21 protein-coding genes are annotated in these 20,112 nt (G+C 72.5%); 8 read left to right on the top strand and 13 right to left on the bottom strand.

From position 1 onward, the window contains the following. The first annotated feature begins 12 nt into the window (after positions 1-12). Positions 13-642 (top strand): TetR/AcrR family transcriptional regulator, encoded by a 630-nt coding sequence (locus tag ACFW5B_RS24675; protein WP_386443456.1) that lies wholly within the window; start codon positions 13-15, stop codon positions 640-642. 327 nt (positions 643-969) lie between these two features. Then, the gene (locus ACFW5B_RS24680) at positions 970-2,442 is read left to right on the top strand and encodes a sensor histidine kinase (RefSeq protein ID WP_386443561.1); all 1,473 of its coding nucleotides are present in this window, start codon (positions 970-972) and stop codon (positions 2,440-2,442) included. A gap of 176 nt (positions 2,443-2,618) precedes the next feature. On the opposite strand, the gene ACFW5B_RS24685 is transcribed toward ACFW5B_RS24680, so the two are convergent. Beyond that, the gene (locus ACFW5B_RS24685; RefSeq protein ID WP_003983230.1) at positions 2,619-2,876 is read right to left on the bottom strand and encodes a WhiB family transcriptional regulator; all 258 of its coding nucleotides are present in this window, start codon (positions 2,874-2,876) and stop codon (positions 2,619-2,621) included. A 320-nt stretch (positions 2,877-3,196) separates the two neighbouring features. Next, on the bottom strand, positions 3,197-4,180 hold the full coding sequence (locus ACFW5B_RS24690) for a diacylglycerol/lipid kinase family protein (protein ID WP_386443461.1): 984 nt from the start codon (positions 4,178-4,180) through the stop codon (positions 3,197-3,199). A 95-nt stretch (positions 4,181-4,275) separates the two neighbouring features. Between ACFW5B_RS24690 and ACFW5B_RS24695 the strand changes: the two genes are divergently transcribed. Continuing rightward, positions 4,276-4,737 (top strand): hypothetical protein, encoded by a 462-nt coding sequence (locus tag ACFW5B_RS24695; RefSeq protein WP_386443463.1) that lies wholly within the window; start codon positions 4,276-4,278, stop codon positions 4,735-4,737. A gap of 103 nt (positions 4,738-4,840) precedes the next feature. On the opposite strand, the gene ACFW5B_RS24700 is transcribed toward ACFW5B_RS24695, so the two are convergent. The 4 genes from ACFW5B_RS24700 to ACFW5B_RS24715 all read right to left on the bottom strand — a co-directional run bounded on the left by ACFW5B_RS24700 (position 4,841) and on the right by ACFW5B_RS24715 (position 7,328). Continuing rightward, complete coding sequence (locus tag ACFW5B_RS24700; RefSeq protein ID WP_386443564.1) at positions 4,841-5,797, bottom strand: RNA polymerase sigma factor SigF; 957 nt, start codon at positions 5,795-5,797, stop codon at positions 4,841-4,843. A gap of 43 nt (positions 5,798-5,840) precedes the next feature. Beyond that, positions 5,841-6,254: an anti-sigma regulatory factor gene (locus tag ACFW5B_RS24705; RefSeq protein ID WP_006603191.1), complete on the bottom strand. Its 414-nt coding sequence runs from the start codon at positions 6,252-6,254 to the stop codon at positions 5,841-5,843. 292 nt (positions 6,255-6,546) lie between these two features. Continuing rightward, positions 6,547-7,035 carry a GNAT family N-acetyltransferase gene (locus tag ACFW5B_RS24710; protein WP_386443467.1) on the bottom strand — a complete coding sequence of 163 codons (489 nt, stop codon included), beginning with the start codon at positions 7,033-7,035 and terminating at the stop codon, positions 6,547-6,549. A gap of 32 nt (positions 7,036-7,067) precedes the next feature. Then, complete coding sequence (locus ACFW5B_RS24715; protein WP_386443470.1) at positions 7,068-7,328, bottom strand: UBP-type zinc finger domain-containing protein; 261 nt, start codon at positions 7,326-7,328, stop codon at positions 7,068-7,070. Between the two features lie 58 nt (positions 7,329-7,386). Here ACFW5B_RS24715 and ACFW5B_RS24720 point away from each other — a divergent pair, with 58 nt between their 5' ends. Continuing rightward, entirely contained in the window at positions 7,387-8,988 is a 1,602-nt protein-coding gene (locus ACFW5B_RS24720; RefSeq protein WP_386443473.1) for a Na+/H+ antiporter, read from the top strand. Positions 8,989-9,076: 88 nt separating this feature from the next. Here the strand turns inward: ACFW5B_RS24720 and ACFW5B_RS24725 are convergent, their stop codons facing one another. From ACFW5B_RS24725 to ACFW5B_RS24735, 3 genes are all read right to left on the bottom strand, one after another. Further along, positions 9,077-10,009 carry a 1-aminocyclopropane-1-carboxylate deaminase/D-cysteine desulfhydrase gene (locus tag ACFW5B_RS24725; protein ID WP_386443476.1) on the bottom strand — a complete coding sequence of 311 codons (933 nt, stop codon included), beginning with the start codon at positions 10,007-10,009 and terminating at the stop codon, positions 9,077-9,079. A gap of 45 nt (positions 10,010-10,054) precedes the next feature. Continuing rightward, complete coding sequence (locus tag ACFW5B_RS24730) at positions 10,055-10,645, bottom strand: N-acetylmuramoyl-L-alanine amidase (protein ID WP_386443479.1); 591 nt, start codon at positions 10,643-10,645, stop codon at positions 10,055-10,057. Positions 10,646-10,842: 197 nt separating this feature from the next. Then, complete coding sequence (locus ACFW5B_RS24735) at positions 10,843-11,076, bottom strand: hypothetical protein (protein WP_386443482.1); 234 nt, start codon at positions 11,074-11,076, stop codon at positions 10,843-10,845. 79 nt (positions 11,077-11,155) lie between these two features. Here ACFW5B_RS24735 and ACFW5B_RS24740 point away from each other — a divergent pair, with 79 nt between their 5' ends. The 3 genes from ACFW5B_RS24740 (at position 11,156) to ACFW5B_RS24750 (ending at position 13,186) form a co-directional block, all read left to right on the top strand. Next, positions 11,156-11,908 carry a helix-turn-helix domain-containing protein gene (locus ACFW5B_RS24740; RefSeq protein WP_386443485.1) on the top strand — a complete coding sequence of 251 codons (753 nt, stop codon included), beginning with the start codon at positions 11,156-11,158 and terminating at the stop codon, positions 11,906-11,908. Between the two features lie 10 nt (positions 11,909-11,918). Next, positions 11,919-12,842, top strand: coding sequence for a glutaminase (locus tag ACFW5B_RS24745; protein WP_386443488.1), 924 nt, complete (start codon positions 11,919-11,921; stop codon positions 12,840-12,842). A gap of 110 nt (positions 12,843-12,952) precedes the next feature. Then, a complete protein-coding gene (locus tag ACFW5B_RS24750) occupies positions 12,953-13,186 on the top strand; it encodes a hypothetical protein (RefSeq protein ID WP_386443491.1) in 234 nt (77 codons plus the stop codon). Positions 13,187-13,212: 26 nt separating this feature from the next. Here ACFW5B_RS24750 and ACFW5B_RS24755 read toward each other — a convergent pair whose 3' ends face one another. From ACFW5B_RS24755 to ACFW5B_RS24770, 4 genes are all read right to left on the bottom strand, one after another. Further along, positions 13,213-13,635, bottom strand: coding sequence for a VOC family protein (locus tag ACFW5B_RS24755; RefSeq protein ID WP_386443494.1), 423 nt, complete (start codon positions 13,633-13,635; stop codon positions 13,213-13,215). 118 nt (positions 13,636-13,753) lie between these two features. Then, complete coding sequence (locus ACFW5B_RS24760; RefSeq protein ID WP_386443497.1) at positions 13,754-14,692, bottom strand: beta-ketoacyl-ACP synthase III; 939 nt, start codon at positions 14,690-14,692, stop codon at positions 13,754-13,756. A 286-nt stretch (positions 14,693-14,978) separates the two neighbouring features. Then, the gene (locus tag ACFW5B_RS24765; RefSeq protein WP_386443499.1) at positions 14,979-17,237 is read right to left on the bottom strand and encodes a heavy metal translocating P-type ATPase; all 2,259 of its coding nucleotides are present in this window, start codon (positions 17,235-17,237) and stop codon (positions 14,979-14,981) included. Positions 17,238-17,314: 77 nt separating this feature from the next. Next, on the bottom strand, positions 17,315-18,331 hold the full coding sequence (locus ACFW5B_RS24770; protein WP_386443502.1) for a helix-turn-helix transcriptional regulator: 1,017 nt from the start codon (positions 18,329-18,331) through the stop codon (positions 17,315-17,317). A gap of 148 nt (positions 18,332-18,479) precedes the next feature. Between ACFW5B_RS24770 and ACFW5B_RS24775 the strand changes: the two genes are divergently transcribed. Then, positions 18,480-20,027 (top strand): MFS transporter, encoded by a 1,548-nt coding sequence (locus tag ACFW5B_RS24775; protein WP_386443504.1) that lies wholly within the window; start codon positions 18,480-18,482, stop codon positions 20,025-20,027. Positions 20,028-20,112: the final 85 nt, after the last annotated feature.

A 20,112-nucleotide genomic window follows, 5' to 3' on the forward strand; every position in this document is an offset into this window, starting at 1 on the left:
AAAATTCTTCCCATGGCGACCAAGGAGACGAAACAGCGCGGGCGGCCCCGGTCCTTCGACCGCGAGACGGCCTTGGAACAAGCGGTCCGGTCCTTCTGGGAGCGGGGCTACGAAGCCACCTCGATCGCCGACCTCACCCGCGCCATGGGCATCGGCGCCCCCAGCCTCTACGCCGCCTTCGGCGACAAGCGGGCCCTCTTCGACGAGGTCGTGGCCGAGTACGGGCGGCGCTACGGAGGTTTCCTCTCCCGCGCCGTGGCCGAGGAGCCGACCGCCCGCCGGGGCGCCGAACGGGCCCTGCGGGAGGCCGCCGCCGAGTACACCCTGCCGGGCCGCCCCCGCGGCTGCCTGGTCATCAGTGCCGCCCTGAACATCTCGCCCGCCTCGGCCGAAGTCGCCGACTCGCTGCGGGAGATGCGGCTGTCGAACGTCCGGGAGATCGCCGACGCCATCCGTGCGGACATCGCCGCCGGCGAGCTGCCCCCTGATACGGACGCCGCCGCGCTGGCCGCCTACACCGGCGCCGTCATCCAGGGCATGTCCCAGCGGGCGCGCGACGGTGCGGAGCGGTCGGAGCTGGAGGCGATCGCCGAGCTGGCGCTCAAGGCGTGGCCGCGGAAGGCCGGCGGGGCGGCCCACTGAAGGCCCCCGGAAGCACCCGCGGGCCGCGGCGCCGGGACAGGACCCTCAACCTGTCCGGCACCGCAGCCCGGAGCTGACATCGGCCGGTCCCGTTTTCGCGGGCGGGGCGTCCCCTGTGTGCGGTAGGGGTGCATCCCGTCCCGGGACCGGTCGATCGGAGGCCTCGGCGCAGTCAGGGCAGAGAGCGCCTTCGGCCTCGTTCCGCTCTCCTGTGCGGGGAGGGCGGAGGCCTTTGCTGAATTCTGGACTAGACCATTATCGCTTGTCCATGCCCGTGCAGGCACAACACCTACACCGTACGCCGGTAGGCTCCAAGACGTGCCCTCCATGAACGATCTCGTACGCCAGCACACCGCTCTGAGCGACACCGACCTCGAGTGGCTCCATCTGCTGGTCTCGGAGTGGCAGCTGCTCTCCGACCTCTCCTTCGCCGACCTCGTGCTCTGGGTCCCCACCCTCGACGGCACCCGCTATGTCTCGGTGGCCCAGATGCGGCCCAATACGGGCCCCACCTCCTACCAGGACGACATGGTCGGCCATCTCGTTCCCCGTGGCCGCCGTCCCATGCTGGACTCCGCCCTGGACGAGGGCCGCATCGTGCGCGAGGGCGACCCCGAGTGGCGGGAGGAGGTGCCGGTACGGGTCGAGTCCATCCCGGTGCGCCGCGAGGGCCGGGTGCTCGGGGTGATCGCCCGCAACACCAATCTGCTGACCGTGCGCACCCCCAGCCGGCTGGAGCTCACCTACCTCCAGAGCGCCTCCGACCTGGCCCAGATGATCGCTGCCGGAACGTTTCCGTTCCCCGGCCAGCAGGTCGACATGGATGCCTCGCCGCGGGCCGGCGACGGCCTGATCAGGCTCGACGCGGACGGCGTCGTCCAGTACGCCAGCCCCAATGCGCTCTCCGCCTACCACCGGCTCGGTCTCGCCGCCGACCTGGTGGGGCACCACCTGGGCCAGGCCACCGCCGAACTGGCGCCCGCCCGCGGTCCGGTGGACGAGGCGCTGGTCAAGCTCGCCAGCGGCTGGGCCCCCAGGGAGTTCGAGGTCGAGGGCAACGACGGCGTGATCCAGCTGCGCGCCATTCCGCTCAAGCCCAAGGGGACGCACCTCGGTTCCCTGGTCCTGCTGCGCGACGTGACCGAACTGCGGCGGCGCGAGCGCGAGCTGATCACCAAGGACGCCACCATCCGGGAGATCCACCACCGGGTGAAGAACAATCTGCAGACGGTCGCCGCGCTGTTGCGGCTGCAGTCCCGCCGGATGGATTCCGAGCAGGGCCGTGAGGCGCTCAACGAGGCCGTACGCAGGGTCGGTTCGATCGCGATCGTGCACGAGACGCTGTCCCAGACCCTCGACGAGCGGGTCGAGTTCGACGAGATCGCGGACCGGGTGCTGGCCATGGTCGCGGAGATCTCCCCGGGCAAGGTCACCACCCGCCGCACCGGGCGCTTCGGCATCCTGGACGCCGAGGTGGCGACCCCCCTGTCGATGGTGCTCACCGAGGTGCTGCAGAACGCCCTGGAGCACGCCTTCGACCAGACGGAGCAGGGTGTGGTCGAGGTCGGCGCGGTGCGCGGCGGCAGCCGTGCCGAGCCGCGGCTGCTGGTCACCGTCCAGGACAACGGCCGCGGCCTGCCCGAGGGATTCGACCCGCATCGCGCCGGGAACCTGGGCCTGCAGATCGTACGGACCCTGGTGGAGGGCGAGTTGGGCGGAAAGTTCGACATGGTGCGGGCACCCGAACGCGGTACCCAGGTCATCCTCGACGTCCCCGTACGCGCCGAGAAGCAGCACTGAAACCGGGGCCGGAGGGCGGCGGCCGGCGCCCGCGTCCCGCCTGAACAGCAGGAAGCCCCGGACCATGCGGTCCGGGGCTCAAAGCTGTTGCGATGCGATAACGACCGGGCTTCTCAGCGCCGGGGCTGCATCGGGTGTACTGCGCGCTGCGGCTCGGGGGCCACGGGGCTGCTGGCTCAGGCGCTGGCGTTGCGCGCCCGGTTGCGAGCTGCACGGCGCTTCATGGCGCGGCGCTCGTCCTCGCTCAGACCACCCCAGACGCCGGAGTCCTGGCCGGACTCGAGCGCCCACTGCAGGCACTGCTCCATGACGGGGCAGCGGCGGCAGACGGCCTTGGCTTCCTCGATCTGCAGCAGCGCAGGACCGGTGTTGCCGATGGGGAAGAAGAGCTCGGGGTCTTCCTCGCGGCAAACGGCGCGGTGACGCCAGTCCATGGCTGCTCCATCTCCTCGTGTGACGGGATCGTTGCTTGTGAATGTGAACGCTTTCACGAATCCCTCCACAAGGGAAGGGCCGACCCCCAGTCGTGAACTGGCGCGGTCCTGTGGAATGAGGAGGAGGATTCGGGCTCTCAAGGGGGCCGGTAAAGCGGCCGTCCCGATCGCCATGAAGAGACTCGCAAACCTCGGCTGCGGATACAACCCCTTCCGGAAACTTTTTTTTGAATCCTTGGTGTCGCCTAGCTCACAGCCGTCATTCCAGGGGGTGGAAACCAGTCTAAACGTTCGAGTGAAAGGACTTTGGGCCCTACTGCTCACACAATCACACGCAGTGCACGGCGTACGCCTGTGAACGTCACACTCGTACGCAGTCCCAGGTGGTCTCCGTCCATCTGGAAGGGCAGGGGAACCTGCGAATGCAAGGTGAAGTTCGTGAGGTCGTGAAGTGAGAGGGCGTGTTTGCCATGGGGGCCGCGCTGGGGTGTTGACGTCAGCAACTGGGTCGCATACCGGGTCACCGCGGCCGGCGAGAGCCTGTCCAGTGCGAACAGATCCAGGGCCTTGTCGAACGAGGCGTCCGGAGACGGGTAAATCGGTCGATTGCCCAGATAGGTCCACGGAGCGGTGTTGCAGATTATGGCCAGCGCCAGGTTCTCGACGATCTCCGTGGAGCCCTCGGCCCCGCCCGGACGTTCGAGGGTGAGCACGCCCCGCCGACGGCTCGCCTCGACCAGGAACTGCCGTACGACCTGTCGCATGTACAGGGCGTGGGTCGAACGCTTGCCGCGTTCACGCTGCTGCTCGACCCGGCCGACGACACCGGCGTCGAATCCGAAGCCCGCGCAGAAGGTGAACCAGCGTTCCGGGGCGCCCTCGTCCACGCTGCCCGGGGTGCCCGCGGCCAGCCCGAGGCCGACGGTGCGCTCGGTGCCGTCGCGCAGCGCGTCCAGCAGGGCGCCGGTGGCCTCGACGACGTCATTGGGGAGCCCGAGCGCGCGGGCGAAGACATTGGTGGAACCGCCGGGGACGACCGCCAGCCGGGGGTGCGAGTCCGGATCGGGGCCACTGGCCAGCAGGCCGTTCACGACCTCGTTGACCGTGCCGTCGCCGCCGAGCGCCACGACCAGGTCGGTCTGCCCGCCCTCGGTGGCCTCCCGGGCGAGATCACGGGCGTGCCCGCGGTACTGCGTCTGCGCCACCTCCAGCTTGAGGTCGCTGGCGAGCGCGTGGGCCAGTACCTCGCGGGTGCGGGCACTGGTGGTGGTTGCTGCGGGGTTGACCACGAGGAGTGCGCGCATGTGGAGCAGCGTACCTACCTGCAGGTACCGGCCTCACGCCCCGTCCGGTTCCGGGGCATACCGGTGGCCGGGAGGTCCGGCGCTACCCTGCTGGGGTGAGCAGTCAGCAGAAGCAGTCCGCGTCCCGAGCCGCCGCCGCGACCGCGTCCACCGCGCCGACCGGTCCGCGGCCTGCCCGGCTGAGCGCCGCGGCGGCCCTCACCGCGGTCGAGGGGCTCGCCCTCGCCGCCCTCGGCGCGTACATGCTGATCATGGGCCTCGCCGGTGCGCCGGACAGTGCGCAGCAGGCGGAGATGGGCGGGCTCACCGTCCTTGCGCTCGCCGTGCTGCCGCTGGTGGCCGCCCGGGGGCTGTGGCTGCGCCGCCGCTGGAGCCGGGGCCCCTCCTTGATCACTCAGATCGTGGCGCTGCCGGTGGCCTGGACGCTGGTCAACGGCGGCGGTGTGCTGATCGCGGCCGGTATCGGGCTGGCCGTGGCCGCGCTCGTGGTGCTGGTGCTGCTGGTCAACCCGACGGCCACCGAAGCGCTGGGCATCGGGCCGCGGGAGACGCCCTGAGGGCCCGCTTCCTGCCGGGCCGGCCCGGCAGGCCCTGAGCAGACCCTGAAACGCACGGTGGGCGGAGCCTTCGACGGCCCCGCCCACCTCGCTCATGCGGTGTTCACTCCTCGACGAGCAGCTTGTCGCGCAGCTGGGCGAGGGTGCGGGCCAGCAGGCGGGAGACGTGCATCTGGGAGATGCCGACCTCCTGGGCGATCTGCGACTGGGTCATGTTGCCGAAGAAGCGCAGCAGCAGGATCTTCTTCTCCCGCGGCGGGAGGTCCTCCAGCAGCGGTTTGAGGGACTCGCGGTACTCCACGCCCTCCAGCGCCTCGTCCTCCGCACCGAGGGTGTCGGCGACGGCCGGGGACTCGTCGTCCGTGTCCGGCACGTCGAGGGAGAGGGTGCTGTAGGCGTTGGCGGACTCCAGGCCCTCCAGGACCTCTTCCTCGGAGATCGCCAGATGCTCGGCCAGCTCATGGACGGTGGGCGCCCGGCCGTGCCGCTGGGACAGCTCGGCGGTCGCGGTGGTCAGCGACAGCCGCAGCTCCTGGAGGCGACGCGGGACGCGGACCGCCCAGCCCTTGTCGCGGAAGTGCCGCTTGATCTCGCCGACGACGGTGGGGGTGGCGTACGTGGAGAACTCCACGCCGCGCTCCGGGTCGAAGCGGTCGACGGACTTGATCAGGCCGATGGTGGCGACCTGGGTCAGATCGTCCAGCGGCTCGCCGCGGTTGCGGAACCGCCGGGCCAGATGCTCGACGAGCGGGAGGTGCATACGGACGAGGGTGTTGCGCAGCTCGGCGCGCTCGGGGGAGCCGTCGGGCAGCTTGCGCAGCTCATAGAACATCGCCCGCGCGCCGCTGCGGTCCTGCGGCTCCGGGTAATGCTGTTGATCCTGCAGCTTGTCGTCGGGGGCCGGCGCGTCCTGCTGATGCGCCTGCTGCCCCGGCTGCTCGCTCTGCTCCATGTGGTCCGCCCGCTCTGCCTGCTCCGCCGTCAACCGGCCGCCGTGGTCGTCTACGCCCACCGGGTCCGGCCGGGCCTGCTGCTCGGGGATGGTCGCACTGGACGCCATCCTCCCGCCGCGTTCGAGATCTTTCACGGGGCCCCCTGTTCGGTCATGACGGTCCGGGACCGGCGCCGCGCTCCTTGTACAGACTGATGGTGACCGTTTGGTCCTCGGCGACGGTGGAATCGACCTTGCCGGCCAGTGCGGAGAGCACCGTCCAGGCGAAGGTGTCGCGCTCCGGGGCGCGGCCGTCGGTCGTCGGGGCCGACACGGTGACCTGCAGTGCGTCGTCGATGAGGCGGAAGACGCAGCTCAGCACACTGCCGGGGACAGCCTGTTGCAGGAGGATCGCGCAGGCCTCGTCGACCGCGATGCGCAGATCCTCGATCTCGTCGAGGGTGAAATCCAAGCGTGCTGCGAGCCCGGCCGTGGCCGTACGCAGCACGGACAGGTAGGCACCCGCAGCGGGCAGACGGACTTCCACGAAGTCCTGAGTCCCGGGCTCGCCTGCGATCTGGGACACCCTCACCTCCAAGGTGGCACAAGCTGGTTGAGCTGGAATGCGCGATATTCGCGTTGTTCGTGATATTCGCGCCGAACTTTTCTCCCCTCGGGCGAAAGGAGAACGATTCGGCGCGACACATGGTTCGGCTGTGACGCTATCGCGATCTGTGGGCCGGTGTCGCCCGGAAGGAGCACGACTGCGGTCCGCGCGACGCTCCGGCCCCGGGTCGCCCGGCGCTTTTGCTGTCACTGATTGTAAAGCCACGGGTACGGACAGTGGCTAGGGGTGTGCACTGCCAAATCGACACCGATTACGCTCCGTTGACCCGCGAAGAGTCCGCAAGGTTGTGCAGTGCCTTTCCAGTGAGCCGGAAGACCGTCCATTCGTCCATGGGCACGGCACCGATCGACCGGTAAAAACCGATGGACGGTTCATTCCAATCCAGGACTGACCACTCGAAACGTTCATAGCCGCGGGCCACGCAGATCTCCGCGAGGGCCGCGAGCAGGGCCTTGCCGTGGCCGTCGCCGCGGGCCTCCGGGCGGACGTAGAGATCCTCCAGATAGACACCGTGCGTGCCCGTCCACGTGGAGAAGTTCCGGAACCACAGGGCAAAGCCCACCGGGGCGCCGTCGTCCTCCGCGATCAGCGCGAAGGCGGCCGGCTGCGGCCCGAAGAGGGCCTCCTTCAGCTGCGGCTCGGTGGCCTGCGCGGCCTCGGGGGCGCGCTCGTACGCGGCCAGCTCGCCGATCATGGCCAGGATGACCGGGACGTCGTCGGGGGTCGCTTCGCGGATCATAGGTGAAGGCTAAACGGACACTGCCGATCGCTTCACACCAGTTTCTGGTCGGTGAAGCACCAGCGCCAGGAGCCGCCCGGTTCGAACGTCCGCATCACGGGATGGCCGGTCTCCTCGAAGTGCCTGGTGGCATGCCGGAACGGCGAGGAGTCACAGCAGCCGACATGGCCGCAGTCCAGGCACAGCCGCAGCTGTACGGGGTGGCTGCCGGCGGCCAGACACTCCAGGCAGGTGGCGCTCTGCGGGGCCGGCTCGGGGCGCGGCAATTCGGCAACGTGGGTGCACTCGCTCATGATGGCCAGGTTAGATCGCCGGGATGCTCGGTGAAGGGTTCGGGGACGGGACGGGCCGATGGCTGTCATGCCGCTGTTTTTGCTGGTCGCGGGGAGTGCGGCGGTGGCCGGGCTGGCGCGGCGCACCCCGGTGCCCGCACCGCTGCTCCTGGTGGCCGCGGGGCTCGCGGCCTCCTCCGTCCCCGGCGTCCCCGACTACACCCTCGATCCGCACATCGTGCTGCCGCTGGTGCTGCCCCCTCTGCTGCACACCGCGGCGCTGGACAGTTCGTACCTGGGGCTGCGGGCCAACCGGCGGCCGGTGGCGCTGCTGTCGGTCGGCTATGTGCTGTTCGCGACGTTCGTGGTCGGCTACGCCGCCTACCTCGTCATCCCGGGGCTGCCGCTGACCGCCGCCCTCGTGCTGGGTGCCGTCGTCGCCCCGCCGGACGCCGTCGCGGCCACCGCCATCGCCCGCAGGCTCGGGCTGCCGCACCGGATCACCACCATCCTGCAGGGCGAATCGCTCTTCAATGACGCCACCGCGATCACCGCGTACAAGGTCCTGCTGGCCGCTGCCCTCGGGGCCGGTGCCACCTGGGGCGACGGGATCAAGCAGTTCGCCGTCGCGTCCGTGGGCGGCATCGGCATCGGCGTCGTCCTGATGGTGCCGCTGCACTGGCTGCGCGTCCGGCTGCGGGAGTCGGCGCTGCTGGAGAACACCCTGTCGCTGCTCATCCCGTTCTTCGCCTACGCCGCCGCCGAGCAGCTGCATGCCTCCGGGGTGCTCTCCGTCGTCGTGGTCGGCCTCTACCTGGGGCACCGCTCCTGGCAGGTCGACTTCGAGACCCGGCTCCAGGAGGACGCCGTCTGGAAGATGGTCTCCTTCATCCTGGAGTCCGCCGTCTTCGCGCTGATCGGGCTGCAGCTGCCGGTCGTGGTGCGCGGGCTGGGGGAGTTCGGCGCCGGGGAGGCGCTCTGGTACGCGGTCGTGATGTTCGTGGTCGTGGTCCTGGCGCGGTTCGTGTGGGTCTTTCCCGCGACGTTTCTGCCGCGTGTGCTGTCGGCCCGTATCCGTACCCGCGAGCCGGACACGAACTGGACCGCGCCGGTCATCGTCGGCTGGGCCGGGATGCGCGGGGTGGTCTCGCTGGCCATCGCGTTCTCCATCCCGACTGCCCTGCACGGCGGCGGCTCCTTTCCGGCGCGCAACCTCGTGCTCTTCCTGACCTTCACCACCGTCATCGCCACCCTGGTGATCCAGGGGCTGACGCTGCCGCCGCTGATCCGTGCGCTGAAGCTGCCCGGCCAGGACGCCGAGGCCGAGACGCTCGCCGAGGCGCAGGCCCAGAACGAGGCCTCGCGGGCCGCCGAGGAGCGCCTGGACGCACTCCTCCGGGACGAGCGCAACGCCCTCCCGGGGCCCCTCGTCGACCGGCTGCGCAGCGTCATGGAGCGCCGCCGCAACTCCGTGTGGGAGCGGCTCGGCGCGGCCAACGAGATCACCGGGGAGTCCGCCGACGAGACCTACCGGCGGCTGGCCCGGGAGATGATCGAGGCCGAGCGCCGGGTCTTCGTCCAGTTGCGGGACGCCCGGCGGATCGACGACGAGATGCTGCGGACGCTGCTGCGCCGGCTGGATCTGGAGGAGGCCACGGCCTATCGGGAGAGCGCCGGCTAGGCCGCTGGGCGACTCGGCGGGCCGGGCGGCCAGGCGGCGTCCGGCCGCCCCGGGCCGCTGCCGGCGATCACGGCCCGGGCCCGGCCGCTCAGGGCATGCCGGTGATCACCGCGGCCACGGTGCTGCCGGGCGCGAAGGCGCCCTCCTCGGCCAGCGTCGTCAGCCCGTACAGCAGCTTGGCGACATAGACCCGCTCCAGGGGGAAGCCGTGCCGGGCCTCGAAGGCCGCCGCGAAGACGTCGAGTTCCGGGGTGCGGCGGGCGTAGCCGCCACAGTGGAAGCGGTCCTCCAGTTGCCACGTGCCGCGCGGTCCGCCGAACGCCGCGCGCTGCAGCTCCTCCACCGCCTCCTGGAGGAAGTGCGGGCGGCCACCCTTCAATACGGGGAAGCCCAGGGCGCGCTGCCCCGGCCCCAGGCCCGCGGCGAGTCCGGCGAGGGTGCCGCCCGTTCCGCAGGCCACCGCGACCGTGTCCGCGGCCCCGCGCAGCTCCCGGCCCAGCTCCGTACAGCCCTGTGCGGCAAGGGCGTTGCTGCCGCCCTCCGGTATCAGGCGGAAGGTGCCGAAGCGGTCGCCCAGCTCGGCGAGCAGGTCCGGGTCGGCCCGGCGCCGGTAGCGGGGCCGGTCGATGAAGTGCAGCCGCATCCCGTCGGCTGCGCAGCGGGCCAGCGACGGATTGAGCGGCGCCCCGGCCAGCTCGTCGCCGCGGACCACCCCGACGGTGCCGAAGCCGAGCAGCCGCCCGGCCGCGGCGGTGGCCCGCAGATGGTTGGAGTACGCGCCCCCGAAGGTCAGCAGCACCCGCTCACCCGCCGCGGCCGCGGCCCGCAGATTCGGCGCCAGCTTCCGCCATTTGTTGCCCGGAAGCTCCGGATGGATCAGATCGTCCCGCTTGAGGAGCAGCCGTACGCCGCGGCGGGTGAACGGGGCGTCGTCGATCTCCTGGAGGGGAGTGGGCAGGCGCGGGCGCAGGGCGTACGGGTCCGGCAGCGGGTCGGGGGCGGTGCTGGTCACGCGGTCCATTGTCCCGGGTGCCGGGGGAGCGGACCGGGCCGGTGGCCGCGTCGGTCACTTCAGCCGTACGTCGATCCGGTCGCGCAGCCAGTCCATCGGGAAGCCGCGCGGGTCGACCTTGCCCGGCTGCCACTCCAGGTGGCCGATCACCGAGCGGCCGGTCCAGCCGTGGGCCCGGCACACCGCGGCGGCGGCCTGCTCCAGGGCGTCCAGTTGGGCGCGGGGCCAGGGGTCCGTGCCATTGCCGAGGTTCTCGCACTCGAAGCCGTAGAAGGCAGGGTTGCCGTCGGTGTCGGCCTCGTCGTCGGGCGGCAGCCGCTTCTCGGCGATCACCGCGCGCAGCACGTCGCCGTCGCCGAGGCCCGCGTGATTGGCGCGGCCGTAGCCGACCAGATGCACCGTGCCGTCCTTGGTGATCACGCCATGGCACAGCGGGCCCGGGAGGTCCGGGCGGCCGTCATGGCAGAGCCGGACGGTGCTGTCGGCTCCGGACGTGGCGGTGTGGTGCACCATCACGCCGTGCACCGGGCCCCAGGGCCCCTTCTCGTTGCGGTTGTGCGTCTCCCAGCCGGCGACCTCGGCGACCCGGAGCCCCTCCGAGGTCAGCGCCCGGCGGAACCGGGCGGCGGACAGTGGATCGGACATGGCCCACTCCGATGCGGACACGGCGGCCGCCGAGCGCGCACCGCCTCATGTCTCGCTTGTACGGGACGGGGCGGGACAGAGGGAATCGAACGGAACGCAGCGGACCGGGCGTTCGGGGCGTGTGCGAGCCGTTTCGGCCGTCGGGCGGGTCGCCGCCCCGCCGACCGGGCGATGGGGCGGGTCGGCGACGGAGCCGTCTAGTCGTGCAGGAAGGCGTCGCCGTGGGCGTTGACGTGCGCTTCCAGGGTGTTGAGGGCGTCCTGTGTCGCCTCGGGGGTGCCGCTGCCCCGCCGCTCGGCGAAATACGCGGCCCCCAGCTTTCTCAGCAGCTCGGTGCCGGCGCGGTTCTGCTGCACCTCGTCGACCTTCTGCTTGCCCTGCGCAAGCCCCTGCCGTGCCTGTTCCTTGGCGCGGTCGAGAAACCCGGACATGTGCCACCTCCGTGAGGTCCGTGTCGTAAGGGATCAACGGCGCGGACGGCCGTGGGGTTCCCGTGCCAGGCTGGGGCATGTGGGCGAAACGCGCGACACGAAGGAGCCACCCGGCGGAACCGACGGCTACCGGGAGCGGGCCTCCCGGGTGGCCGGGGCGGTGCTGTGGGCCCGCACCGTGCGGCTGCCGGCCCGGCCGGTGCTGCCCGACGGGTGTACGGATCTGATCTGGAGCGGGGGCCGGCTGCTGGTGGCGGGGCCGGACACCGGGCCGCAGTCCGTGGCCGGCATGCCGCCCGGCAGCACCTTCGTCGGGCTGCGCTTCGCGCCCGGCCAGGGCCCCGCCGTCTTCGGGGTGCCGGCCCGGGAACTGCGCGACCGGCGGGTGCCGTTGGCGGATCTGTGGCCCGCCGGACGGGTGCGGGAGCTGACCGAACGCCTGGCGGCCGCCGGGGAGCCGGGCGGCGCCGCCGCGGTCGGCCGCCTGCTGGAGGAGACCGCCGCGGCCCGCCTCCGGGAGGGCGCCGGGGACGACGGCCGGACCGCCGCCGTCGCCGCGGAGCTCGGCCGCGGCCGCCCCGTCGCCGAGGTCGCCCGCGCGGTCGCGCTGAGCGAACGCCAGCTGCACCGGCTCAGCCTGGACGCGTTCGGCTACGGCCCCAAGACCCTGGCCCGGGTGCTCCGGCTCGTGCGCGCGCTCGACCTGGCGCGCTCCGGGATGCCCTGCGCACAGGTCGCCGCGCGCGCCGGCTACGCGGACCAGGCGCACCTCGCACGCGAGGTGAAGTCGCTGGCGGGGGCCCCGATGGGGGTGCTGCTCGCCCCGGGTTAGCGTGTCCGTCATGGACTACCAGGCCGTTCTCGAGGAGGTAGCGGCCCATGCCCGGCCGTTCGTGCGACAAGGGCGGGTCGCGGACTACATACCGGCGCTCGAGCAGGTGTCCGCGGACCGGTTCGGGATCGCGGTGGCCGACATCCACGGAGAGGTGTACGGGGTCGGCGACTGGGAGGTCCCGTTCTCCGTCCAGTCCATCTCCAAAGCCTTCTCGCTGGCGCTGGTGATGGCGCAGAGCCCCGGCAGCAACGACGACGGTATTTGGCGGCGGGTGGGCCGTGAGCCGTCCGGTACGCCGTTCAACTCGCTGGTCCAGCTGGAGGCGGAGAACGGCATCCCGCGCAATCCGTTCATCAACGCGGGCGCCCTGGTGGTCACCGACCGGCTGCAGACCCTCACCGGCGACGCCAGCACCTCGATGCTGCACTTCCTGCGGGAGGAGAGCGGCAACCCGGACCTCGCCTTCGACCAGGCGGTGGCCGACTCCGAGGCGGAACACGGCGACCGCAACGCCGCCCTGGCGCACTTCATGGCGTCCTTCGGCAACCTGGAGAACCCCGTCCCCAGCGTCATCGAGCACTACTTCTGGCAGTGCTCGATCGAGATGAGCTGCCGGGACCTGGCCGTGGCCGGCGGGTTCCTCGCCCGCCACGGGCTGCGCGCCGACGGCAGCCGGCTGCTGGAGGCCCGCGAGGCCAAGCGGATCAACGCGGTGATGCTGACCTGCGGGACGTACGACGCGGCCGGGGAGTTCGCCTACCGCGTCGGGCTGCCCGCGAAGAGCGGGGTCGGCGGCGGCATCATCGCCGTCATCCCCGGCCGCTGCACGCTGTGCGTCTGGAGCCCGGGGCTGGACGCCCGCGGCAACTCCGTGGCGGGCGCCGCGGCCCTGGACCACTTCACGACGCTGACCGGATGGTCGGTGTTCTGAGCAGGTGGGCGCCGTATTGGTGTGCCGGTCCGCCGACCGGCCCCGGGCCCGCGGCTGGCGTTGTGGGCTATGGAGCGCTGGCGCATCGTGGGCGTAGGAGGTGCACCGCCATGGAGCACGAGATGCGGGCTGAGTACGAGGAAGGCGTTCTGCCGCACGCGGACACGCCGGTGAAGATCTGGCACATGGTGCGGCTGGACGGCACCACGGCGATGTGCGGACGGGATCTCGCCCCGGCGGCCGCCACCCAGCCGGCCGACGTCTGGGGCACGCCCCGGGGAGAGCCCTTCTGCCACAGCTGCGGTGCGATGTACCTGCGGGAGCACCCCGGGGACATCGGCTGACGGGCTCGCTCCCTCCCGGTCACCCCCTATGGCAGCGGTGCGAAGAGGTCGACCCCGTGGCCGTCCGGATCCTGTACGACGGCGTAGCGCTGCCCCCAGAACGCGTCCCACGGCGGCTTCTCGCCCGTGTAACCCGCGTCGGTGAGTTCCGCGTACAGCTTGTCGACATCGGCCGGGCCGGCGCACTCGAAGGCCAGCCCGGTGGGCGTGCCGCCCGCGGGCGGGGTCCAGTCCGGGTCGATGGCCCGTGCGGTCGTGTGGGTGTCCCACATCAGCCGCAGACCGCCGGGGAGCGGCGCCTCGGCGTGCGGGGCGGTGTCCGCCTCGGCGGGGATGTCCAGACCGAGGCGGCGGTAGAAGGCGAGCGCGGCGGGCATGTCGGCGACGACGATGCCGATGGCCGCGAAGCGCGGGACAGAGGGCGTGGCGGGGGACGGTGAAGTGGTCATACGGCGAGCGTAGGCAGTCGGCCGGGCCCCGTCTTGAACGAATCGGACGCGGGGCCTCGGCCGGTCCCGTCGTCCGGCGCGGGTCCGGCCCGGCCTGCCGGACGCCGCATCAGCCGTCTCACGGGCAGTGGATGACCTGGCCCGCGTACGAGAGGTTGCCGCCGAAGGCGAACAGCAGGACCGGGGCGCCGGAGGGGACCTCACGCCGTTCGACCAGCTTGGACAGGGCGAGCGGGACGGAGGCCGCAGAGGTGTTCCCGGAGTCGACGACGTCCTTGGCGACCACCGCGTTGACCGCGCCGATGCGCTCCGCGACCGGCTCGATGATCCGCAGGTTGGCCTGGTGCAGCACCACACCGGCGAGATCGGCGGGGGTGATCCCGGAGCGTTCGCAGACCTTGCGGGCGATGGCCGGCAGCTGGGTCGTGGCCCAGCGGTAGACGGTCTGGCCCTCTTGGGCGAACCGGGCCGGCTCGCCCTCGATGCGCACCGCGCCGCCCATCTCCGGCACCGAGCCCCACAGCACCGGGCCGATCCCCGGCTCCGGGGCGGCGGAGACCACCGCGGCGCCCGCTCCGTCGCCGACCAGCACACAGGTCGAGCGGTCCGTCCAGTCGACCACGTCGGTGAACTTCTCCGCCCCGATGACCAGCGCATGGGTCGCGGAACCGGCGCGGATGGCGTGGTCGGCGGTGGCCAGCGCGTGGGTGAAGCCGGAGCAGACCACGTTGAGGTCCATCGTGGCGGGGGAGCCCAGGCCGAGCCGGGCGGCGACCCGGGCCGCGGCGTTCGGGCTGCGGTCGTGGGCGGTGCAGGTGGCGACCAGCACGAGGTCGATGTCCTGCGGGGCCAGGCCACTGGCGGCCAGGGCCTTGGCCGCGGCGGCGGCCGCCATCGAGTCCACGGTCTCGTCGGGGGAGGCGACATGGCGGGTACGGATGCCGACCCGGCTGCGGATCCAGGCGTCATCGGTGTCGACGATCTTGGCGAGGTCGTCGTTGGTGAGCACGCCGGAGGGCTGGTAATGGCCGAGAGCCAGGATGCGTGACCCGGTCATGAGTTCCCCTGTACGTGGGTGGGCGGTGTGCCCACCAGTCTCACCCCTCGGTTCCGGCCGGCGGCTGCGTGAACTGCCAATGTTCCGTCGCCAGAACTGGAGACAGTCGTCAGAACCGGAGGCCTCGGCGCCTGGTAGCGGGCCCCGGGGAGTGACCCGTTCGGTTGCCCGACGGCCGGACGTCGCCGCAACGACGGAGCCCGGACACTCCCCGTTACGGCAACGTCCCGGCGCCCTCCCTTACGGCACCGGCCCCCGGCCCCGGGCGAAGCGCCGCCCCGCCCCGTCACGCCGGCGCCCGGAACCTCCGCAGCCGCAGGCTGTTGCCGACGACGAAGACCGAGGAGAAGGCCATCGCGGCGCCGGCGATCATCGGGTTGAGCAGTCCGGCCGCGGCCAGCGGCAGCGCCGCGACGTTGTAGCCGAAGGCCCAGAACAGATTGGTCCGGATGGTGCCGAGGGTCGCCCGCGCCAGGCGGATGGCGTCCGCCGCGACCCGCAGATCGCCGCGTACCAGGGTGAGGTCCCCGGCCTCGATGGCGGCGTCGGTGCCGGTGCCCATCGCCAGCCCCAGGTCGGCGCGGGCCAGCGCGGCGGCGTCGTTGACGCCGTCGCCGACCATGGCGACCGAACGGCCCTCGGACTGGAGCCGGGCGACGACCGCGACCTTGTCCTCCGGCAGCACCTCGGCGATCACCTCGTCGATCCCGACCTCGGCGGCCACCGCCGCCGCGACCGCCTGGTGGTCGCCGGTCAGCAGGACCGGGGTCAGCCCCAGGGCGCGCAGCCGGCGCACCGCCTCGGCGCTGGTGGGCTTCACCGCGTCGGTCACCACCAGCACCGCGCGCGCCGCGCCGTCCCAGCCGACGGTGACCGCGGTACGGCCCGCGGCCTCGGCCGCCTCCTTGGCGGCCGCCAGCTCGGGCGGCAGGACCAGGCCCGCCCGGTTCAGCAGCTGCTCGCGGCCCACCAGAACGGTGTGACCGTCGACCACGCCCTGGACGCCGAGGCCCGGGACGTTCGTGAAGTCCTCCGGGGTGGGCAGGGTGGCGCCGCGGGACTCGGCGCCGGTGGCGACTGCGCGGGCGATGGGGTGCTCGGAGGCGTGCTCCAGCGCGCCCGCCAGCCGCAGCGCCGCCGTCTCCGGAACGCCCTCGGCGAGATGGACCTCGGTCAGCGTCATGACTCCGCTGGTGACCGTGCCGGTCTTGTCCAGTACGACGGTGTCCACCCGCCGGGTCGACTCCAGCACCTCCGGCCCCTTGAGCAGGATGCCGAGCTGGGCGCCGCGCCCGGTGCCGACCATCAGCGCGGTCGGGGTGGCCAGCCCCAGGGCGCACGGGCAGGCGATGATCAGGACGGCGACGGCCGCGGTGAAGGCGGCCACCGCGCCGTGGCCGGTGCCGAGCCACCAGCCCAGGGTGCCCAGGGCGAGCAGGATCACCAGCGGGACGAAGACCGCGGAGATCCGGTCGGCCAGCCGCTGCGCCGCGGCCTTCCCGTTCTGGGCGTCCTCGACCAGCCGTGCCATCCGGGCGAGCTGGGTGTCCGCGCCGACCCGGGTGGCCTCGACGACCAGCCGGCCGCCCGCGTTCACGGTGGCGCCGGTGACGGTGTCGCCGGGGGAGACCTCGACCGGCACGGACTCGCCGGTGAGCATCGAGGCATCCACCGCGGAGGCGCCCTCCACCACCGTCCCGTCGGTGGCGATCTTCTCGCCGGGCCGGACGACGAAGCGGTCCCCGACGCGCAACGCGTCCACCGGGACCCGGATCTCACGGCCGTCCCGCAGCACGGCGACGTCCTTGGCGCCCAGCTCCAGCAGCGCCCGCAGCGCCGCGCCCGCCTTCCGCTTCGCGCGCGCCTCGAAGGTGCGGCCGGCCAGGATGAAGGTGGTGACGCCGGCCGCGGCCTCCAGGTAGATGGCGCCGCTGCCGCCGGTGCGGGTGAGGGTCAGCTCGAAGGGGTGCGTCATCCCGGGCATGCCCGCGGTGCCGAAGAACAGCGCCCACACGGACCAGCCCAGCGCCGCGAGGGTGCCCATCGAGATGAGGGTGTCCATCGTGGCGGCGCCGTGCCGCAGATTCGTCCAGGCCGCCCGGTGGAACGGCCAGGCGCCGTACGCGACCACCGGGGCGGCCAGGGTCAGCGAGAGCCACTGCCAGTTGGTGAACTGAAGGGGTGGCACCATCGCCATCAGCACCACCGGGACGGTGAGCACGAGGGAGATCAGCAGCCGCTGCCGCAGCGCGGCGAGCGCCGGGGCGTCCGCCGCCTGCCCGGCCTCGTCACCGGCGGGCGCGGCGGCCGGCGGCTCCGGGACCGTGGCGGTGTAGCCGGTCTTCTCGACGGTGGCGATCAGGTCCGCGGCCGTGAGGTCGCTGCCCTCCGCGAGCGTCACCTGCGCCTTCTCGGTGGCGTAGTTGACGGTGGCGGTGACGCCCGCCATGCGGTTGAGCTTCTTCTCGATGCGGGCGGCGCAGGAGGCGCAGGTCATCCCGCCGATCTCCAACTCGATGCCGTGCGCTCCGATCGCGGTGGTCATGCCTGCTCCTCGGTCTGCTGCGGGTGCCTGTCCCTCAGGAGAACCTTATACCCCCCTAGGGTATTCCCCGGAGTGGGTCACGGCTTCGCGCCCGCTCCGTCCCCCGCTGCCGTGCCGGTTCCATCCGCCTCCTCCGCCCCGCCTGCCCGCTCCGCCCGGCCGCCCATCGCCCGCAGATACGCGGCCAGCTCCGGCGGTTCGTGCACGGTGAACTCGTGCCCCAGCAGGGCCAGCCGGACCGCCAGCCACTCCAGGGCATCGGGGGCGCTGTGCCAGCGGCAGGACGCCTCGTCGAGGGGCTCGACCGTGCCCGTCGCCGGGCCGCCCAGCCGGGCGGACACCTCCGCGGCCGGTGCGTACACCGTCGCCACCGCCCGGTGTGCCGTGGTCATCCCCTGTATCCGCTCCCGGACGTAGGCGCCCGCGTCGGCGGCCGGCAGGGTGCGGGGCGGGGTCCTGACGCCGGTGGGGAACGGCTCGCTCAGCCGGTCCACCCGGAAGATCCGCCAGTCCTCGCGGTCGTTGTCGTACGCCACGAGATACCAGCGGCGCCCCGACGCGACCAGGCGGTGCGGCTCCACCAGGCGCTTGCTCGTGGCCCCGGCACGGGCCCGGTAGCGGAAGCGCAGCCGCTCGTGGTTGGTGATCGCCGCGGCGAGCACCGTCAGATGCTCCGGGTCGACGGTCGGGTGGTCGCCGGACGGCAGCGGGACGGTGGCCGTGCCGAGCGTGCCCACCCGCCGTCGCAGCCGGGCCGGGAGCACCTGCTCCAGCTTGGCGAGCGCCCGTACGGACGCCTCCTCGATGCCCACGACGGTATGGCCGGCGGCCGACCGCAGACCGACCGCGATGGCCACCGCCTCCTCGTCGTCCAGCAGCAGCGGCGGCATCGCGGCGCCCGCGGCCAGCCGGTAGCCGCCGTCCGCGCCCCTCGTCGCGTGCACGGGATAGCCCAGCTCCCGCAGCCGGTCGACATCGCGGCGGATCGTGCGGGTGGTGACCCCCAGCCGCCCGGCCAGCTCACTGCCGGGCCATTCGCGCGGGGTCTGGAGCAGGGACAGCAGGTTCAGCAGTCGCGCCGATGTCTCACTCATGGGGCCGATGATGCCGCTCCCAGTAGGACCGGAGCTGTCCTGTACGGCTCCTAGTGTCGAAGACCTCGACGCCGCGGCCTCCCCACCGCCCGGTGGCACCGGCGTCGGCCTCCGCTCCCTTCCGCACCGGTTCCCCTGGAGAACGCCCATGCCCACCACCGCTCCCACGGCCCATGAGCCGGCCGCTCCGGCCCCCGCGCCGGCCGGCCGCAGACGCTGGATCGCGCTCGCCGTCCTGCTGACCGCGAGCTTCATGGACCTGGTCGACGCGACCATCGTCAACATCGCCATCCCGAGCATCCAGCGGGACACCGGCGCCGGCTTCAGCGCCGTGCAGTGGGTCACCGCCGGCTACGCCCTCGCCTTCGCCCTCGGCCTGATCACCGGCGGCCGGCTCGGCGACATCCACGGCCGGCGGAGGCTGTTCCTGCTCGGCATGGGCGGCTTCACCGTCGCCTCCGCGCTGTGCGGTCTCGCGGCGGACCCCGGGATGCTGGTCGGCGCACGGGTGCTGCAGGGTGCGATGGCCGCGCTGATGGTGCCGCAGGTGCTGGCGATCATCCACGTCAGCTTCCCGGCGGGGGAGCGCGGCAAGGTCTTCGGGATGTTCGGCGCGGTGATCGGCCTCGGCGCGGTCTGCGGACCGCTGATCGGCGCCCTGCTCACCGAGGGCGATCTGCTCGGCCTGGAATGGCGCCCGATCTTCCTGATCAACCTGCCGGTCGGGATCGCCGGTCTGCTCCTCGGCCGCCGCTTCCTCACCGAGTCCCGGGCCCCGCACCCGCTGCGCGTCGACCTCATCGGCACGGTGCTGGCCACCGCCGGCCTGCTGATGCTGCTCTACCCGCTCACCCGGGGCCGGGAGACCGGCTGGCCGTGGTGGGGCTTCGTCTCGATGGCCGCGAGCCCGCTCGTCCTGGCGCTCTTCGTCCGCTACGAACGGATCAAGGCCCGCAAGGACGGCTCACCGCTCGTCGAACTCTCCCTCTTCCGGGTACGGACCTTCGCGGCGGGCGCCGGCGTCCAGCTCACCTTCGGCGTGGTCAGCGGCCTCTTCTTCCTGATCTGGACCCTCCACATGCAGCTGGGGCTGGGCTGGGGCCCGCTGCACGCCGGGCTGACCGGGGTCCCGTTCTCGCTCGCCTGCTCCACGGCGGCCGGGCTGTCCGTCCAGAAGTGGGTGCCGCGCTTCGGGCGCGCGGTGCTCCAGGCCGGTGCGCTGATCATGCTCTCCGGAGCGCTGCTCTACCTCTGGGAGGCCGCCCACTACGGCACCGCCCTCGGGTCCTGGCAGCTGGCCCCGGCGATGGTCCTGATGGGCGCCGGGATGGGCCTGATCGTCGCCCCGATCACCGACGCGGCGATCTCCGAGGTCCCGGCCGAGCACTCCGGATCGGCCTCCGGCATCTTCAACACCACCGGTCAGCTGGGCATGGCGCTCGGCCTCGGGCTGTCGTCGGTGGCCTTCTTCGGGGTCGTCGGCGGGAGCGGGGAGCCGGGCGAGGCGGCGGCCGCCGCCCTCGCCCCCTCCTTCGTCGACGCCACCACCCACGCCCTGTGGTGGGTCTCCGGCGGGCTGGTCCTCGTCTTCGGCCTGCTGTTCCTGATGCCGCGGCGGGCGCCCGCCCAGGACGCACCGGAGCGGACGGCCCACGACGGCGCGGCGGCGGAGCAGCGGCCCGTCCTGGTCTCCTGACCCCACCGCCGCACGTCCGGCCGGGATGCGCGCCCCGCCCGGCCCGACGCGCGGCCGGGCCCGCCCCCCTCTGGACGCACCGCTC

Source organism: Streptomyces sp. NPDC058773, assembly GCF_042746015.1.
Taxonomy (GTDB): domain Bacteria; phylum Actinomycetota; class Actinomycetes; order Streptomycetales; family Streptomycetaceae; genus Streptomyces.

Coding starts and splice junctions, on each gene's coding strand:
- ACFW5B_RS24680 (WP_386443561.1), top strand. CDS start 970: ATGAACGATCTCGTACGCCAGCACACCGCTCTGAGCGACACCGACCTC.
- ACFW5B_RS24690 (WP_386443461.1), bottom strand. CDS start 4,180: ATGCGCGCACTCCTCGTGGTCAACCCCGCAGCAACCACCACCAGTGCC.
- ACFW5B_RS24700 (WP_386443564.1), bottom strand. CDS start 5,797: ATGGCGTCCAGTGCGACCATCCCCGAGCAGCAGGCCCGGCCGGACCCG.
- ACFW5B_RS24770 (WP_386443502.1), bottom strand. CDS start 18,331: ATGAGTGAGACATCGGCGCGACTGCTGAACCTGCTGTCCCTGCTCCAG.
- ACFW5B_RS24755 (WP_386443494.1), bottom strand. CDS start 13,635: ATGACCACTTCACCGTCCCCCGCCACGCCCTCTGTCCCGCGCTTCGCG.
- ACFW5B_RS24715 (WP_386443470.1), bottom strand. CDS start 7,328: ATGAGCGAGTGCACCCACGTTGCCGAATTGCCGCGCCCCGAGCCGGCC.
- ACFW5B_RS24765 (WP_386443499.1), bottom strand. CDS start 17,237: ATGACCACCGCGATCGGAGCGCACGGCATCGAGTTGGAGATCGGCGGG.
- ACFW5B_RS24675 (WP_386443456.1), top strand. CDS start 13: ATGGCGACCAAGGAGACGAAACAGCGCGGGCGGCCCCGGTCCTTCGAC.
- ACFW5B_RS24735 (WP_386443482.1), bottom strand. CDS start 11,076: ATGTCCGGGTTTCTCGACCGCGCCAAGGAACAGGCACGGCAGGGGCTT.
- ACFW5B_RS24730 (WP_386443479.1), bottom strand. CDS start 10,645: ATGTCCGATCCACTGTCCGCCGCCCGGTTCCGCCGGGCGCTGACCTCG.
- ACFW5B_RS24760 (WP_386443497.1), bottom strand. CDS start 14,692: ATGACCGGGTCACGCATCCTGGCTCTCGGCCATTACCAGCCCTCCGGC.
- ACFW5B_RS24725 (WP_386443476.1), bottom strand. CDS start 10,009: ATGGACCGCGTGACCAGCACCGCCCCCGACCCGCTGCCGGACCCGTAC.
- ACFW5B_RS24685 (WP_003983230.1), bottom strand. CDS start 2,876: ATGGACTGGCGTCACCGCGCCGTTTGCCGCGAGGAAGACCCCGAGCTC.
- ACFW5B_RS24720 (WP_386443473.1), top strand. CDS start 7,387: ATGGCTGTCATGCCGCTGTTTTTGCTGGTCGCGGGGAGTGCGGCGGTG.
- ACFW5B_RS24710 (WP_386443467.1), bottom strand. CDS start 7,035: ATGATCCGCGAAGCGACCCCCGACGACGTCCCGGTCATCCTGGCCATG.
- ACFW5B_RS24750 (WP_386443491.1), top strand. CDS start 12,953: ATGGAGCACGAGATGCGGGCTGAGTACGAGGAAGGCGTTCTGCCGCAC.
- ACFW5B_RS24745 (WP_386443488.1), top strand. CDS start 11,919: ATGGACTACCAGGCCGTTCTCGAGGAGGTAGCGGCCCATGCCCGGCCG.
- ACFW5B_RS24775 (WP_386443504.1), top strand. CDS start 18,480: ATGCCCACCACCGCTCCCACGGCCCATGAGCCGGCCGCTCCGGCCCCC.